Annotated in this window: 14 protein-coding genes and 4 pseudogenes; 7 read left to right on the forward strand and 11 right to left on the reverse strand. The window is 34.6% G+C overall.

Annotated elements, in window-relative coordinates; genetic code table 11:
- Nucleotides 1-410: 410 nt before the first annotated feature.
- Entirely contained in the window at nt 411-1097 is a 687-nt protein-coding gene (locus HRG09_RS25540) for an IS6 family transposase (protein WP_174103632.1), read from the reverse strand.
- A 219-nt stretch (nt 1098-1316) separates the two neighbouring features.
- On the opposite strand from HRG09_RS25540, the gene HRG09_RS25545 reads away from it, so the two are divergent.
- Nucleotides 1317-2990 carry an alkaline phosphatase gene (locus HRG09_RS25545; protein WP_174103633.1) on the forward strand — a complete coding sequence of 558 codons (1674 nt, stop codon included), beginning with the start codon at nt 1317-1319 and terminating at the stop codon, nt 2988-2990.
- Nucleotides 2991-3252: 262 nt separating this feature from the next.
- Here HRG09_RS25545 and HRG09_RS25550 read toward each other — a convergent pair whose 3' ends face one another.
- The gene (locus HRG09_RS25550) at nt 3253-3939 is read right to left on the reverse strand and encodes an IS6 family transposase (protein ID WP_174103634.1); all 687 of its coding nucleotides are present in this window, start codon (nt 3937-3939) and stop codon (nt 3253-3255) included.
- A 494-nt stretch (nt 3940-4433) separates the two neighbouring features.
- Between HRG09_RS25550 and HRG09_RS25555 the strand changes: the two genes are divergently transcribed.
- Nucleotides 4434-5585, forward strand: a complete 1152-nt coding sequence (locus HRG09_RS25555; protein ID WP_174103635.1) for an SLC13 family permease — start codon at nt 4434-4436, stop codon at nt 5583-5585.
- A gap of 224 nt (nt 5586-5809) precedes the next feature.
- Here the strand turns inward: HRG09_RS25555 and HRG09_RS25560 are convergent, their stop codons facing one another.
- Both HRG09_RS25560 and HRG09_RS25565 read right to left on the reverse strand, forming a co-directional pair.
- A complete protein-coding gene (locus tag HRG09_RS25560) occupies nt 5810-6586 on the reverse strand; it encodes a GIY-YIG nuclease family protein (protein ID WP_174103636.1) in 777 nt (258 codons plus the stop codon).
- 45 nt (nt 6587-6631) lie between these two features.
- A pseudogene (locus tag HRG09_RS25565) lies at nt 6632-6724 on the reverse strand (IS6 family transposase); the annotation flags it as partial.
- Between the two features lie 1136 nt (nt 6725-7860).
- Between HRG09_RS25565 and HRG09_RS29760 the strand changes: the two are divergent.
- The 5 genes and pseudogenes from HRG09_RS29760 to HRG09_RS25585 all read left to right on the forward strand — a co-directional run.
- Nucleotides 7861-8019: pseudogene (locus HRG09_RS29760) on the forward strand (helix-turn-helix domain-containing protein); the annotation flags it as partial.
- A gap of 25 nt (nt 8020-8044) precedes the next feature.
- Nucleotides 8045-8257: pseudogene (locus HRG09_RS29215) on the forward strand (tyrosine-type recombinase/integrase); the annotation flags it as partial.
- A 303-nt stretch (nt 8258-8560) separates the two neighbouring features.
- On the forward strand, nt 8561-8977 hold the full coding sequence (locus tag HRG09_RS25575; protein ID WP_174103637.1) for a hypothetical protein: 417 nt from the start codon (nt 8561-8563) through the stop codon (nt 8975-8977).
- Nucleotides 8978-9049: 72 nt separating this feature from the next.
- A complete protein-coding gene (locus HRG09_RS25580; RefSeq protein WP_174103638.1) occupies nt 9050-9589 on the forward strand; it encodes a hypothetical protein in 540 nt (179 codons plus the stop codon).
- Nucleotides 9586-10695, forward strand: coding sequence for a S8 family peptidase (locus tag HRG09_RS25585; RefSeq protein ID WP_174103639.1), 1110 nt, complete (start codon nt 9586-9588; stop codon nt 10693-10695). Before HRG09_RS25580 ends, HRG09_RS25585 begins: the two co-directional genes overlap by 4 nt.
- A 135-nt stretch (nt 10696-10830) precedes the next feature.
- Here HRG09_RS25585 and HRG09_RS25590 read toward each other — a convergent pair whose 3' ends face one another.
- From HRG09_RS25590 to HRG09_RS25620, 7 genes and pseudogenes are all read right to left on the reverse strand, one after another.
- Nucleotides 10831-11379, reverse strand: a complete 549-nt coding sequence (locus HRG09_RS25590) for an MATE family efflux transporter (protein ID WP_309232363.1) — start codon at nt 11377-11379, stop codon at nt 10831-10833.
- A gap of 127 nt (nt 11380-11506) precedes the next feature.
- Entirely contained in the window at nt 11507-12346 is an 840-nt protein-coding gene (gene nikE / locus HRG09_RS25595) for a nickel import ATP-binding protein NikE (protein WP_174103640.1), read from the reverse strand.
- A 31-nt stretch (nt 12347-12377) separates the two neighbouring features.
- A complete protein-coding gene (nikD, locus tag HRG09_RS25600; RefSeq protein ID WP_174103641.1) occupies nt 12378-13217 on the reverse strand; it encodes a nickel import ATP-binding protein NikD in 840 nt (279 codons plus the stop codon).
- Between the two features lie 15 nt (nt 13218-13232).
- Nucleotides 13233-14066: a nickel ABC transporter permease subunit NikC gene (gene nikC / locus HRG09_RS25605; RefSeq protein WP_174103642.1), complete on the reverse strand. Its 834-nt coding sequence runs from the start codon at nt 14064-14066 to the stop codon at nt 13233-13235.
- Nucleotides 14066-15007, reverse strand: a complete 942-nt coding sequence (nikB, locus tag HRG09_RS25610) for a nickel ABC transporter permease subunit NikB (RefSeq protein ID WP_174103643.1) — start codon at nt 15005-15007, stop codon at nt 14066-14068. The genes nikC and nikB overlap by 1 nt, the downstream gene beginning before the upstream one ends.
- A 21-nt stretch (nt 15008-15028) precedes the next feature.
- The gene (gene nikA / locus HRG09_RS25615) at nt 15029-16654 is read right to left on the reverse strand and encodes a nickel ABC transporter substrate-binding protein (RefSeq protein WP_174103644.1); all 1626 of its coding nucleotides are present in this window, start codon (nt 16652-16654) and stop codon (nt 15029-15031) included.
- Between the two features lie 190 nt (nt 16655-16844).
- Nucleotides 16845-17412, reverse strand: a pseudogene (locus HRG09_RS25620) (DNA-binding domain-containing protein); the annotation flags it as partial.

Genomic DNA, 17412 nt, shown 5'->3' on the forward strand with positions numbered 1-17412 from the left:
CTAACTAAAGAGTAAAAACTAAGTTTATCACATTTGACTCACATTATGTCTCACTATCAATAGCAAACAAAATGGACAAATTCATCCCTATTTGAATTTGTCCATTTTATCTTTTTCTTTTATATAGGGGTAGTACCCCACATCGTCATCAACCTAAGAAAAGCAAATACCTCAAAACGAGAAAATTGGCATCTGCAGGTGAAAATGTACAGTTTTTTCGTTTTGGGGGCAATCTGTTTTGTTGACTTGATGGGCATGGGGCGCGACCTACTTAATATTTTTTTGTAAAATCATGTACTTTTTGATTAGATTTTGTAGTATTCATTATAAATTAAAGATACGTTTCTATTAGAGTTCTGTTGCAAAGTTTAAAAAAGCAGAAACAGCTATTGATAAACGAGGGGAACTATTTAGGCAGTGACTAATAATTTGTGTAATTCCTTGTACGTTGAAAAACCGTAGTTTGGCTGTAAACTGCGGTTTCGTTTATATATAGCATGAATGGTTTCGATTCCTTTCAAAGTACGTGAAGCATGACGAAGATTTTGAAATCCTGCTGATTTGGAAAAACGTCGCTTGATATGTCTATGATCCTGTTCGATGAGATTATTGAAATGCTTAACGGTGCAATGTTTCGTATGCACATAAAAACCGTTATTTTTCAGTTTTTTGAACGCACAAAGTAGGGCAGGAGCCTTGTCTGTTGTGAGTACCGTTGGTTCTCCAAAAGCTTTCACTAACCTTTTCATAAACATATAGGCGGCTTGATGATTCCTTGTTTTACGAAGTTGGATATCCAAGGTGTGCCCTTCTTGATCAATCTTATGATAGAGATAACACCACTCTCCTTTGACTTTGATGTAGGTTTCATCTAAATGCCATTCGGAATGTGCTGATTTATTTTTCTCCTTCCAAATTTGATAAATCAAATTTCCATATTCATGAACCCAACGCATAATAGTTGTTTGATGAACCGATATTCCACGCTCTCTCAAAAGTTCAGATACATCGCGATAGCTTAAAGAAAAACGACAGTAGTAGCCCACGGCTACTAAAATAATATCTTTCTTGAACTGTTTCCCTTTAAAATATCGCATTTGTGATTCTCCTGGCTTCTTTTTTCTAGAGTGTATCCTCATTTAGAAAACTTTGCAACAGAGCCTTTGTTTATAAACTAGGGTTTTGAGGGAATCAGAATAGATAAAAAAGCAAAAGAAAATATATAAGTTTACATAAAGTTAATAAATAATCCAAACTTTGTTTACATACGAATGTTAAATTTATTTATGTCGAAAACAACTTATGGAGGGACAATAATGACTAATCTTCGTAAAAAGATGATAGGCTTAACATTAGCGGGAACTGTAGCACTAGGTTCATTAGGTGCAGGAATCCTGATGAATAATAAAGAGGTAAAAGCCGAGGCAAAAAAAACAGGACAGCAACCTAAAAATGTAATTATGATGGTTATGGATGGGACAAGCTCTTCAGCCACAACATTGGCTCGATGGTATAAAGGTGCCCCTCTTGCACTAGATCAAATCGTATCAGGAGGTGTTCGTACTTATTCGGCTGAATCAGCTATTACCGATTCAGCACCGGCAGCAACAGCTTTGGCGACAGGAAATAAATCAAATTCAGGCTACGTGGGCGTATTACCTTCTGCTGTGAATTCACCTGGCTTAGAACCAATCAAAGAAGAGGACAAGTTTCGTCCGGTTGCCAATGTCTTAGAAGGCGCAAAACGTTCAGGTCGCGCAACAGGAATCATTGCTACATCGGAAATTCAGCATGCTACTCCGGCTGGTTTCTCTGCCCACCATGGTAACCGCAATAATTTTGAAGTGCTTGGTGAACAGCAAGTCTATCAAAATATGGAAGTTGTATTAGGTGGAGGAAAGGCAGCACTTCAGCCTGCGGCAAGCAATGGAATTCGTAAAGACAACGAAGATCTAGTAAAAGTGATTCAAGACAAAGGTTACGACTTTGTCGAAACAAAGGATGCCCTATTAAACTCTAAATCCGATAAAATCTGGGGTTCTTTCTCTAATACTGCACTTGCGTTCGATATGGATCGTGAAGCAACCAATCCAGAACAGCCAACGCTTTCCCAGATGACGGACAAAGCAATTCAAACATTATCAAAAGATAAAGACGGCTTCTTCTTATTCGTAGAAGGCAGTAAGCCTGATTGGGCAGCACATGCAAATGACCCAATCGGGATGATTAGCGATGTATTGGCATTTGATGCTGCGGTTGCAGAAGCGTTAGAGTTTGCGAAAAAAGATGGGAACACTATGGTCATTGCTGTAGCAGACCATGGTAACAGCGGTATTTCCATTGGTAACAGCAATACCACTAAAGGATATGATACCACACCGGTATCTGCTTACATTGATCCATTGAAAAAGGCAAAAATGACACTTGAAGGTACTACAAATAAACTAAAAGATGATTTATCTAATGTAGAAGAGGTAGCTGCACTTTACGGTTTAGACAACTTAACTGATGATGAAAAAGAAAAGTTAAAAGTTGTACAAAAGAAAGCGGATGTAGGTCCAATCTTTACTAAATTATTGGCAAATCGTGCAAACATCGGTTTTACAACAGGTGGTCATACAGGTGAAGATGTATTCTTATATTCTTACGGTCCCCAAAAGCCATACGGTTTAGTCCAAAATACGGATATTGCGAAGACAATGGCCAAAGCAATGGGCTTTAACTTAGGAGAATTAACAAACAAATTATTCTTAGATGCTGAATCAGCCTTTAAACAAATTGGTGCAACTGTAACGATTGATAAGACTGATGTAGCAAACCCAGTGCTTGTAGTAAAACATAATAAAGTGGAAGCTCAATTATTTGTTAATAAAAATATTATCCGTATCGATGGAAAAGATTATGAATTAGGAAGTGTCGTTGTAGAAAGCAATGGCAAATTCTATGTACCTGAAAAAGCAATTCATCTATTCAAAAAGCATTCTCGCTAAACTAAAAAAGAATCAAAAAATTGCCAACCACTTGGCCAAGTGGTTGGCAATTTTTTTGGTATTTTGTTTGGAAAGGCAGTTTTTTCGTATTTGTTCTTTCATTGACAACATATCAAACAAGAACGACTAAAATGCATCTTTATGGAAAATTAATTATCATTTTTACTCTCTTATACCATTTTTAGGATGCGGCAATTGATCATAGGGTTCTGTTGCAAAGTTTGAAAAAAGCATAAACAGGTTGGTAAATGAGGAACAATGTTTAGGAAATAGCTAGTAATTGTTGAAGTTCATTGTACGTTGAAAAGGCGGAGTCTCTTTGAAGACTTCGCCTTTGTTTATATAGGGCATGAATAGTCTCGATACCTTTTATCGTACGTGAAGCATGACGAAGATTTTGAAATCCTGCGGGTTTGACAAAACGTCTTTTTACATGCCGATGATCCTGTTCAATAAGATTGTTTAAATGCTTGATTGTACAATGGATTGTAGTTTGATAAAATCCTTGTTTTCTTAATTTGTTAAATGCGCAAAGTAATGCTGGTGCTTTGTCTGTAGTGAGAGCCGCTGGTTCTCCAAACGTTTTGACCAATCTTTTTATAAAGGCATAGGCAGCCTGATGATCCCGTTTTTTACGAAGTTGAATATCCAATGTGTGCCCATCTTTATCAATTGCACGATATAAATAACACCATTTTCCTTTGACTTTTATATAGGTTTCATCTAGTTTCCAAGATAATTGAACGTTTTTATTTTTCTTCTTCCAAATTTGATAGATAAGGTTTCCATATTCATGAACCCAGCGCATAATGGTTGTAGGATGAACGGAGACACCACGTTCTCTTAGGATTTCAGATACATCGCGATAGCTTAAAGAAAAACGACAATAGTAGCCCACGGCTACTAAAATAATATCCTTTTTAAACTGTTTTCCTTTAAAATACCCCATATATCATTCTCCTGCTTACACTTTTTCTACAGGTTATCTCAGTTTAGAAATCTTTGCAACAGAACCAATCAAGGCTTGATAACTTGTTTCACTAAATTTTCAAAAAACATCACATTTGGTTTATATATGATATTATAAGTTAACAAAAAAAAGAGTTTTTCTCAGCTAACCCCCTAATGGGGTCCGGCCAACGTTAAGGGTTCTAAAAGAAAAAATTCCTTATTTCAGTCACGCTAAGAACCTGTTTCTATATGTCATAAAGTGTTTTGCAGGAGCCACAAATAAAAAACACCTTATATTATTGTTGTTTTTTGAAAACGTTAGTCATATTATTCCATTTAAGGGCCAGATTATGGTACAACTATTTGACAAGAAAAGCTATTAAACTTATTGCAATCTATGGCCTTTGTTGGATATATATTAGAGAATGCTTATTTAGGGTGAGGATTGCCCTTCCGTTTCCTTCTATTAACATAGATTACAGGTGGTGCATTGTGAGAGAATTAATATTCGTCCAAAATAAAAAAAGAATCCTTATGAAATTTCTATTTTTAAAAAAGGATATAGTGCTTACCATTTCTCTGATACTAGCAGTGATAAGCTGTTTTATATATTCGCCAAGGCTTGAATATATTAACTTTGAAGTGCTGGTTAGCTTATTTAATCTAATGGTAGCTATAAAGGCCTTTGAAGAGCTAAAATTATTAGACAAACTTGCCGTTGCTATATTGAATAAATGCAATAACAGCAGGTCAATATCAGTTATTCTGATTTTATTATGCTTCATTTGCTCCATGTTTGTAACGAATGATGTCGCTTTGCTCACTTTTGTACCAATAACACTTGTCATTAGTAAAAAGACACAAATGAATATGATGGATACAATAATCCTGCAGACAATTGCGGCAAATATCGGAAGCAGCTTGATGCCTATGGGGAATCCACAAAATTTGTACATCTATTCTTACTATGGAATTAAGCTCATCCCATTTTTGGGTTCAATCTTGTTATTAGCTGTGCTTGGCATCAGTTTGTTGTTTATATTTACTCAAAAACTTCATAAAACAGAATTAAAAATAGAACTTCCTGTTATTACTATAGAGGATCGAAAAAAAGCTACAATCTGGATCCTGATACTTGTCATTATTATTGCATCTATTTTTGGAGTCATTAATTATTACATTGCGCTAATAATTACATTGGTGACAGTATTTATTTTAAATAGAAAATTACTATTTAAGATTGATTATTCTCTTTTGATAACCTTTGTCTGTTTTTTTGTTTTTATTGGAAATATTTCTAACTCAAATGCAATGGAGACATTTGCTCGCACCAATTTAAGAGGAGACACATCAGTCTTTTTTAGTTCCATATTTTTGAGTCAATTGATTAGCAATTTTCCTGCTTCAATTCTCCTGTCAAACTTTACTTCTGATTGGAAACCCTTATTATTAGGAGTAAATATCGGAGGACTTGGAACAATTATCGCATCTTTAGCCAGTGTAATCTCCTATAAACTATTCATTCAGGCCAACCGTAAAGAGAGCAAAAAATATTTAATCAAATTCAGTGTTTACAACTTTTCATTTTTAATCATACTTGCATGTATACAATACTTCATCTTTAAATTTCTAAAAATCTTTTAAAAAATGATTACTGATGGAAGTATAAAAACCTATAGTATTCTTATTCCTTTTCTGAAGTAATGAAGTAGCCCAATTTCTTAGCATTAAATTGAGAAATTGGGCTACTTCATATATTCGCACCAGGACCCTTTTTCTATAGTTTAAAACATTTTTTTAATGAAATAATCCCCCGCGGTAATTCCCTTTATAAAATAAAAAAAAGCAGCAGATTTGCTACTTTAAAGTCAATGGTTTAACCTTAGATTTCTTAAATTCATTTTGCCAGATAAAGCATCCATTATATCTTGATGCTTTATCATCCTCTTATGATTACGTGGTGTACGGAAATCGTTTCGGTATTCTTTAATTGTAATTAATGTTTGAAGTTCTATGCTCAATACTTTAGCGAGGACATGATGGTTATACCCATCGTCTAACAAAGAAATTATGTCATAAAACATAGTTTTTCCACCAACTAATTTTACTAAGTCATTCTTTAACTTATCTCTTTCTCTGGTCCTTTTCTTCTGCAGTTCTTTTAATTCCAATGCAGACTGATGTTGTTTTTCTATTTCAATTTTTTGTAGTTTAACTTCTTGTCGTTCCCTTTTTTCTATATCTCTTGCTACATTTTTTATTTTCCTTTTTTCTCTATCTTCATCAATTTCTAATAACATGGATTTTTTATTTGTCTGTTTAATGTATTGATTATATAATTTTGGGAATTCCTTTTGAACTTCTTTGTTTAATACTGTTTTATATTTAATCATATAAGTAATCTGTAATAAAGAACGTTTTAATATACTATCTTCAATGAGGTACGCTACTTTATTAAATAAATGTGCATACTCCTTAGTGTTGGAATAACTGTTAAAATGAGCTGAAACTCTACTCTTTATACTAAAAGCCTTGCCTACATAAACAATGTTGTCGTTATAGTCTGTAATTAAATAAACACCACTATCGGATTTGTTCAATTCATTATTCAGTTCTTCTAGACTCATAAAATGCAATTCACCCATACTTTCCTCTCCTTAAAAGTTTTGAACCATGAAAAGCAGCCAAGGTTTCTTAAAAAAGCACTTGACTGCTTTGATATCTCTCGTTTTATTAAGGTGAAAATTAATGGTATTCCCTTTGAAATCAACACATGATACCAGCAGATGCACGGTCCTTCACTTGTTTCTAAGTTTTTGCATCAAAACCCTTTTTTAAATACTTCTTTTACATGAAATCTATTTTCCATTTTGCATTATCTCAGGAATCTTTAATGATTTTTTTGATATCAGATAATTGGATGGAGAAGACAGTTTATAAAGAAAGGGTTTGTTGGTGTAAATTAAGGTTATGAACATGTCCTTTACATGTTTGTAACAATCCGCTCTGATGATAATCAATAGTGATCAAGTGATTTTTTGTTAATTTTCTTAAGACCCGGCATTTATCACCCTTTTTTACTAATACATAATATACATAAAAATATTCAAATTATAATCTAGTTATACTTTTGGAAAACTTTAATATAGACTGTCCTTTCGTCCGATAGTTTTCATTCTTAAGAAAAATAGTCGCTAAATTATCACCTCATAATTATGAAATGGAAAATACTATTTAAAAATATGAACAAATATTTTAAATAGACTCTTCTGTTGTGATTCCAATGCCATACTTCTAAAAATGCTGATATCAGGCACTTCAAGTGAACCACCATCTATATAAATGTAAGTAAAACAATCATCATTTGAATTGCTGTCGAACAAATTCTAATAGAAATGTATATTTAATTTACAATCAATACTACAAAATCTAACCAAAAAAGACAGATTTTTTTAAAAATTAAATATTAGAAAAATAGGTTCTGATGCAAAAATTTCAAGAGTCTTGCAAGTATTCTCCTAAACTTGGACATACTGGCAGTATGATTCTAAAAAAAGTGCGCGATTAGTATAGAAAAGGAAAACTTATCCAAACGGACGCTGAAAAGATTACTGGAAAAGAAAAAATGTAAATTGGACAATTGTTACAGAACGAGAAATTAACCTATTCAAGTAATGTGGCGGTAGTTTAACCTTACAAACCACCAAAAATATCAAAACAAAACTAAAAAATTAGATCTATAATACTGTTATCTTATTACCTAGGAGGACTTGAAATGGATTACAGATATTCGGTAAAAAAGTGATTGACAATATTGAAGATTGCCTACAGGAAGAATTGATGACAGAGGAAGTAGCACGGTTTATCGATTATTCTCCTTATCATTTCCATTGAATATTTAAATTCATTAAAAAGTTCTATTAACGAGTATGTAAGGAGGCGAAGGCTAACTCATTCGGCTAACGAATTGTTTTATTCAAACATAAGAATCGTAGAGCTTGCCACAAAATATCAGTTCGAGTCTCAAGAAGCGCTCACTCGTGCATTTAAAGATATGTTTTATATGACACCGGAACAATTCCGTAAACAAACTAACATGAATGAGACATTGGCAAAAAGCCGGAGACTTTGTCAGTGTAGAATCTATTGGTACTCACACCATGCGAAAAACCTTCGGCTATTGATTTTATAAACAAACCAAATATGTAGCCATGTTGCAAGAAATTTTAAATCATAGTACATCACAAGTCACACTTAACTATATTAGAATTAACATAGAAGAAAAAGATAATATACTAGACATTCCTGTGTTATGATCAAAAAACTTAAAAGATTCTGTATTTAATTAATAAAATACAGAATCTTTTATTGAATTAACAAGTAAATAATCATGTATATACATATATATATATACATGATTATTTATGAGATTTAAAGAATATAAAAAGAAATATAACTTTATAAATGTTATATTTATGCTAAATATATAATTTTTATTCAATATCTAAAAAAATGCTTTCATGATAATATTTGCATGTAAACTGTAATGGGATTAAAACTTGTACAAGATTTTTATTTTAATTCTGTTACGTATCACAACATAGGGGAGGAATTTTAAAGTGTCAATTAAAACTAAAGTTCTAGGTGGGGCATTAGCTTTTTCAGTATTAGCTACAACTTTACCTACAACATCTTTTGCAGCAGAAAACACATCTAATCTTAACGCCCAAACAAAAACTCCAGCACCAATAACACAAACAGCTACTGAAGGAGATGTTTCAGCACAAGGATGGAAAACAAAATTAGCCGCGCAAGCTATTAGAAAAGCAGGATGGCTAGTATCAAAATTAGGTAACAAAATTTCACCTAAAGCTTCTAAGATTCTATCAAACAACCTTAATAAAATTGCTAACTGGATTGAAAAAGCTGGAGATGTTCAAGAATGGGCATTAGCATCATTTTTAGTGAGTTTAGGAATTCCTCCAGGTGATGCCGCTATAATTGCACATTGGATTGTATTATTCTTTGGTTTATAATTTATTATACAAAAAAGATTCAGCATACACTGAATCTTTTTTGTATAAATGAAATAATGGATAGGTGATTTTATGAAAATTTTCTTAGCAATGTTATTAATATCATTCATTATATTAGGGTTTTTTTACTATATCCTCGACAAAAACAGCTCTAAACAAACAAAAAATGAAGAAAGTTTGTTTTTAACTATATTATCAGCCTTTGTCGGTTCATTTGTAATAATTTTACTTACGATTATTCCATCTATAATACTATTTATTATTTGTCTAGGAATAGAAAATCTTTTTCCTCACTTATTAAAATCAAAAAATTTGTATGACATTCTTTTACTATCTATATTATCGATAGGAATAACTTTTATATTCGAAATATTCTTTAAAGGTTTCTTTACTGGTTTTTCTAAGTATTTTAAATTACCTCAAGTTATAAGTATCATAGGATCAATATTTATATACACAATTACTTTCTATTTAATTACTGAAAAATTTATCAAAGACTTACATCTAACAATGATAGGTTCATTAATTATATCCATTATTATGGTATTAATAGATTTAATATTAGACAAATACGTAAAAAATAAAAAACACTTTAGAGGTTTAAATGTATGAAAAAAACATTTATATATATATCACTTATACTTATCTGTATAATATTTTCTCCAGTACAAAGTTTAGCATCCAGTAAAGAAGATGAAACAAATTATTTGATAACATTCAAAGAAAAAGTAGATCCTAAACTTATAGAAGAGTGCACAGGAATAATGAAAGAAGCATATTTTGAAAATATAGCAAACGTACAAATTTCAAAAAGTAGGATTAAAGAATTGATACAAAATCCCAAAATAAAAAGTATAGAAATAAATCAAAATGTTAAAGCTTTAGAGCAAAAAAATGATTGGGGAATTGATTTCCTTAATATTCCGTCGATTAAAAATAATACCGGTTTAACAGGGAAAAATATATCTATTGCCATATTAGATACAGGTGTCGATATGAATCATACAGACATAAATATCAGAAGAAGTATTACATTTATAGAAGGTACAAATGGCTATACTGATGAAAGTGATCATGGAACACATATCTCAGGAATTATAGGTGCAAAAGATAATTCAATTGGCGTTGTAGGTATCGCACCATCTTCAAAAATTTATTCTTTAAAAGTTCTTGACAAAAAAGAAAATGGAAAATACAGCAACATCATTCAAGCAATTGAATGGTGTATAAAAAATAACATAAGGATTATTTCAATGAGTTTCGGAGGATATCAAAAATCGGATGCTTTAGAAAGTGCTATAAATAAAGCTCATGAAAAAAATATTATTTTAGTTGCATCAGCTGGTAATACAGGTTTTTTTGATGAAGATACTATAACTTATCCGGCAAAATACAAAAATGTTATTTCAGTGGGAGCTGTAAATAAACAAAAACAAAGATGGTTTGCATCAAGTCAAGGAAACAAAATAGATATAATGGCTCCTGGAGAAAAAATTTTAAGTACTTCACCAAAACAAAAATATACAATAAAAAGTGGTACTTCAATGGCTGCTGCTTATGTAACAGGAAGTATATCTTTATTATTAGAAAGAAAACCAGAACTTACCAACATAGAAGTGGAAAATATCTTAAAAAAGACCACTATACCTATAGGTATTTCTTTTGAATATGGAAATGGTATTCTGAATATAGAAAAAGCTGTAAGTGAAATAAACTAAAATACATATAATAAGGGAATGCTTGTATACTGATCTATACTGCATTCCCTTATTATATGTATGCTATATTCGGTTCTGGTGCAAAAATAAAATAAATGAGAATAAATCGCGGTTAAAGCTCATCATTTTTTTGAACTAAGCAAGATTAAAAATTTCTTTTAAAGGAAGCTGCTTACATATAAAAGGAACAGCCTTCCATATAATGATGATACCTATCATAAAGGCCATTATTTCCGATATTAAGGTTGCTGCAGCTATGCCAGACAATGTCCAAGAGAATACGTTGACAAATAATAGGGCTAGAATAATATTCATAAGATTCATAGAAACTTGTATCATTAAAGAAATTTTAACCTTAGACATCCCCATTAACCATCCGAGGGTAACGTAATTCATTAAAGCAAACGGAACACCCCATATACGAATACTAAAATAATCAGATGTCAACATACGAACGTCAGACTCCGGGTTTATTAAGGTTAAAAATAAATATTCGACAGGGTGCCGCAGAAGAATAAAAATAATCCCTACTACAATTGCCGCTGCAAATGGTCTTGTTAGGGCTAAAACCCCTTGCATATCATCGTTTGCTCCATACGCTTGAGCAGCAAATCCCGATGTACTCACTCGCAAAAAAACCAATAACCAATACATCGTATTAAAAATGATGGTTCCTACAACCACTGCCCCAATATAAGCAGGGTCAGACAGCTGCTATATCTACAGCCCCTAATAAAGGGGTTATTATAGTTGAAATAATCAAGGGAATGGCTAACGTAAGATAGAATCGATGATTCATAGTTTTCCTCCCTCATCTCTCATACCAGAGGATGGGAGTAATGCCCCCTCCAGAAAGAGAACGGTAACGGGGATGCTCGGAAAGAATGGACGAGAGCAAAGTTTGCGCAACGGGGTGCCGCGAGGTGAAAAACTGGTCTTTATTTTCGCATAGCTCAACTACTTCTCCTCTCTCCATCACAGCCAAAGCATCAGATATAAAATAGGCAGCTTTTATATCATGTGTAATAAAAAGGTATGAGAGACCAAAAGCTGACTTCAACTCACTCAACAAGTTTAAAATGTTTGTTTGGTTGACCATATCCAAACCACTTACCGCCTCGTCTAATACAATTAGCTTCGGTTTTAAGGAAATCGCTCTCGCAATATTAATTCTTTGCAGCTGTCCCCCGCTAAACTGATGAGGGTACTTTCGCATATCCTCACGATTCAGACCAACTCTTTCTAGTAACTCTCCAACGGTCCGCCTCTGTTCATCCTGGGACATTCTTTCATAGTTTTGTAACGGTTCCCTAATAATTTGTTCCGCAGTCATTCGTGGATTTACCGAAGAGTAGCAATCTTGAAACACTACCTGAAGATCACGACGAAGCCGTTTACGGGTGGTACGGTCTATGTTATAAAAATCATGTCCCTGAAACAGAACTTGTCCCTTTTGCGGTTTCTCCAATCCAAGGATTACTTTTCCCAGCGTACTTTTCCCAGCTCCGCTTGTTCCGAGAAGACCGAGACACATTCCTGGCTCTATCGAAATAGAAACGTTGGAAAGTACTTCTTTTCGTTGATCCGTTCTGCCAAACAAATTATAGGAACCATACATATGTGTTACGTTCTTAACCTGCAGTAAACTCATGGGCTCACTCCCTGTTTTTAGGATAATAATGCTACTTCAATAATGTTAGAAAATCCTGAGATCTTTCGTTAAATTGCAGCGTCGGTCGAGCATGAAGCAACTTTTTCGTATACTCATGCTGTGGATGATCAAATAGCTGATAAACGTCTGCTTTTTCTACAATTCGTCCATACTGCATCACAATGACATCGTCAGCTAGTTCCGAAATAACTCCTAAATCATGAGAAATTAATAGGATAGACGTACCATACTCCGAACGAATAAAATCCAACTGCTGCAGCACCTGCAGTTGGTTTGTCACATCTAGCGCTGTTGTTGGCTCATCAGCAATAATTACAGATGGCCGCAGGCATAGGGAAATAGCAATCATTACCCGCTGTAGCATTCCTCCACTTAGCTGAAATGGGTATCTACGCATAACATCTAAAGGATTTGGCAAATTTACATCATGTAAAGAGTTCACAGCCAGTTCAAATGCTTCTTTCTTTGTTAAAGCAGTATGAGTGCGAATCGTTTCAATGAATTGGTTTCCAATCGTATATACAGGGGTAAAAGCATTCATTGGATTTTGCATAATAAGGGCAATCTCTTTCCCTCGAATCCGTCGCATCTCCTTCGCACTCAGCTCATTTAGTTCTCTATCGTGCAATCGTATACTACCTTCTATACTTGTTGTTTTACGATCTAGCAGTTGCAGAAGTGACAAGGAAGTAACGGTTTTGCCGCTGCCACTTTCTCCAACAAGCCCGAGCACACGCCCAGGCTTTAGTTCAAAATGGATATCCTGCACTAAGGGGATTGTTCCAGTGGGGGTCTTTACCTTTACATGCAGGTCACTTACCTCCAAAACATTACGCTGTTTTTCTATCAATTGTCTCACTCCTTTTTAAAAACGTCGTTTTGCCCCAAACCGATCTGATAAAACTTCTCCCAATATATTAAAAGTGATAACAACGAGCATAATCATTACACCTGGATATATCATTAACTCTGGATTACTTCGTATATACGATTTCCCTTCATGAATCATAGCACCCCACTCAGGTGTAGGTGGCTGAATACCTAGTCCTAAAAACGACAGAGCGGAAATATCCATAATAGCCCACCCCATTTCAAGTGTCCCCATCACGACAATAGGAGGAAGTACATTCGGGATAATATGTCGTCTAATAATTTTCCATTGTGAAGATCCGTTTATTCTCGCAGCTGTAATAAAATTATGCTCCTTTAAACTGAGTACTAAGCCTCGGAACATCCTCGCGTAATACACCCACTGCACAAGCACCATTGCCAAAATTACCTGTTTCATTCCTGGACCGAATATTCCTACAAGTCCAAGTATGAGTACAAGATTCGGGAAGGCCATCACTCCCTCACAAAATCTCATTAATATAAGATCAATCCTGCCGCCCTTGTAACCAGCAAAAGTTCCGATAAGCAAACCAATCCCTAAGGAAGAAATAAAAATTAAAGATGCAATCCCTAAAGAAATACGACCACCATGTAAAAGACGAGACAGATTACACCGTCCTAAATAATCAGTACCCAACGGATATTCTATGGAAGGCTGCTTTAGTTTTAATGCTAAATTCACTTGAATGGGATCATGCGGAGAAATCCACGGAGCCAAAATCGTAAGGATAAAAAGAACGATTAAAGTGAATGAGCAGACTACAATGATGATTTGATGCTTGAAAACACCTCTTATACTTGCAATCATTAGTCCGTTCCTCCTTTCCAAGAAACCCGCGGGTCCATATACATTTGCACAATATCCACAATCAGATTACATAAAATAAATAGACAGGCCGCAAGAAACACATAGCATTGGATGACTGGTATATCCCGGTTAAAAATTGCCTCAATAAAATAACGTCCAAACCCAGGCCACGAAAAAACGGACTCAACAATAATCGTTCCAGTCAGTAGCTTCCCAAAATTCATCCCAATTCCTGTAATCATTGGTAAAATTGCAATTCTCAATACATGCTTTATCAGAATGACACGCTCATGAATCCCCCTTGTCCTCGCATATAAGACATACGAATCTTGCAAATTCTCTAGTACACTTATGCGTAGCAAACGAGTATAAATCGCAATGAGCGGCAAAGCCAGTGTTACGGATGGAAGAATCAAGTGCATCCACGTTCCTGTCCCCTCCACAGGAAACAGATTAAACTTCACTGCAAACAAATAAATTAATAAATAACCGAGCCAAAACTGCGGAATTGAAGCACCGAAAAAAGCCAGAACTCGACTAAACTGGTCCACTACACCATTTTTCTTCACTGCAGCTAAAAATCCGATCGGCACACTAACGAGTACAGCTACGAAAATACTACTAAAGGCGAGCTGGATCGTCGTAGGCATCCGGTACACAACCTCCTGCCAAACTGGCTTGTTAGAAAGATAAGATATACCAAAATCAAGTTGGCATATCTTAATAAGAGATTGAATATATTGCACAAACAGTGGCTGATCTAAACCAAACTCCTGTCTTTTTTGTTCTAACATCTCAGCTGTCGGCTGAATATGGGCAGCTGCCAAATATGCTTCAGCAGGGTCGACCGGCGACAGATGAATCAATAAAAAAGTAAGAAGTGTTGCAAAGAGAAAAATAGGAATGATGGCAAGAAATCGTTTGATAATATAGCTACCCATTATTTCTCATCCTTCCGTTTCCTAGTTATTAATGCTAATTCCAGTGAATGGATGATCATCACGATTTGCCGGGAATTCAAAGCTAGTTACATCCTTTTGGTACACAGCTGTTTTCTTAATATAAGAAATTGGCACGATTGCTGCTTGGTCCTGCAATGTCTGTAGGATAGTGTTGTATAATTCTTTTCGCTTTTTCTCATCCGTCGAGGCAAATACTTCTTTTATTTGTTGATCAAGCTGTTGCTTCACTGGCAAGTTTGACAAAGCATCTGAGAATCCAAAGCCGTCCATTGAAACAATGTTAAGGAAGGTATGTGGATCATATGGAGCTCCATAGTTACTGTAGAAGTTCAAATCAAAATCATTTTCGCCAAACCGTTTTACTTGAACAGGCAGCTCAACACCAGTAATATTCAGCTTAACACCTATCATCGCCCACTCAGCTTGAAGGGCTTCTGCCATCGCCTTTTGGATTTGGTTTGATTTATCATACATCAACTCCAGCTCCAATGCTTTACCATCTTTCTCTCGAACACGTTTTCCGGATGGCAGCTTCCATCCTGCTTCTTCTAAATACTTCTTCGCTTTTTCTACGTCATACTTAATAGGTGTTGTTTTAATATTGGTATATAGGAGGTTTGGAGCCAAAATATTGTCTGCCTTCTCTTCCAGTCCAGAAGTCACTCCTTCTACCATCGCTTGCTTGTTAAAACCATATTGAAGCGCTAAACGTACTTTGATGTCAGAAAGCTGCTCTTTTGTCGTGTTCATAACCAACTGTCTTGTTGCAACAGGTTCAGAAATACTTGTTTTATATTTTCCTGACTCTTTTAATTGTTTAAAAGCATCTAAACTAATAGCGCCTTCTCCATAAATTAAATCGAGTTCACCTTTTTCGAAAGCAAGCACTCTCGTCTCTGCATCAGGAATTGTTTTAATTATAATTTTTTCAATATTCGGACTTTTACCCCAATAATTCGGGTTGCGAGTAAATACCGCATATTCATCCTTCTTATATTCCTCTAGCATCCATGGGCCTGTTCCAATAGGTTTCTTCACTCTTTTTGAAGTATCACCATCATCCGGGAAGCCTGCTTCACCTAAAAAGCGTACTGGACGGACTACCGCTAACTCCTGCAATGTTGGATAATAAGCCTGCTTTAATGTAATTTTAAAGGTAGAATCATTTACTGCCTCAGTCTTATTAATCATGTTGATTAATCCTAGCCAGCTATGTATTTTCACATTTTTCATAATCGCATCAAAATTCTTTTTCATGATATTCGCATTAAAAGCGGTTCCGTCAGAGAATTTTACATTTTGACGAAGTTCAAAAGTATATTCCTTGCCGTCCTCAGATATTGTCCATGATTCAGCAAGCGCTGGTTCCAGCTTACCGCCTTCTTTATAGCTAACCAATGGCTCGTAAATCATCGCTTGTGCAATCAATTGCGAAGGATTGTAAACATGCGGATTCATCTCTCCTATATCCCTTGGCCAAGACAAAGCGAGAGTTTTTTCTGTATTACTCGTTTCTTTTTTAGCTTCCTGCTCATTATTTTGTGGTGTACAACCCACAAAGACAATAGACAGCAGTAGAATCATTGCTGATAGTAATATACCGATTTTCCTTTTCTCTCTAAACATTAGTAAATACTTCCCCCTTAAAATTAATAAAAAATAATGAAATTGAAAATCATTATCATCAACTAATGATAGTTACTAAGATAATTCCTGTCAATGAAAATTACGAATAATTGGGGGTGCTACCCATCGCTATCGAGGTAATAAAACAAAATAAGCCCTTCATTTCAGTTTAAGAATTAACAAGAGTCCGTCATCGCAGTTCCAAGTGTATCCGTTTCGCTTCAAAATAAAGAACCCGAATAAATTTTTTCGTATTTATACGAGTAGGTAATGTTGGCTCATTATTCAACTCCGTCATCTTTTTCCTTACGGTTGTAAAATCAAAAAAACTAGAAGCTTACTTTTCAAACTTCGGGTTTGAAAAATCTGTAAGTCCAAAGGATTGATAAATAGTCCTTCTAATCCATTGTTTGAAGGGTTCAATCGATCTTTTTAATTCGACCTCTTCGGCTGATTCTCCAAGTCTTTTTTGAGCTAAATGTATAAAAATCTCTTTTAGATGAGGAAAACCTTGTACAAACGTTTTACCTTGTTCGTATTAATATAAATAATCCAGCATGTCCATTAAATCTTTACTTCTGCTTTCACTTTCCTGCGTACTTTGATCACTATCCAATTTAAGCACCATATTGCGCGATTCTTGAATGTTTTTTATCGATTTTTCCAATCGGATTCGTTCGACGACTTTCTGAACGACTGTTAATACTTCAATCCGGTTAATCGGTTTAATAATATAATATTCAACACCAAGTGAATAC

The sequence above is a fragment of the Bacillus sp. Xin1 genome (assembly GCF_013314535.1).
Classification (GTDB): domain Bacteria; phylum Bacillota; class Bacilli; order Bacillales; family Bacillaceae_G; genus Bacillus_A.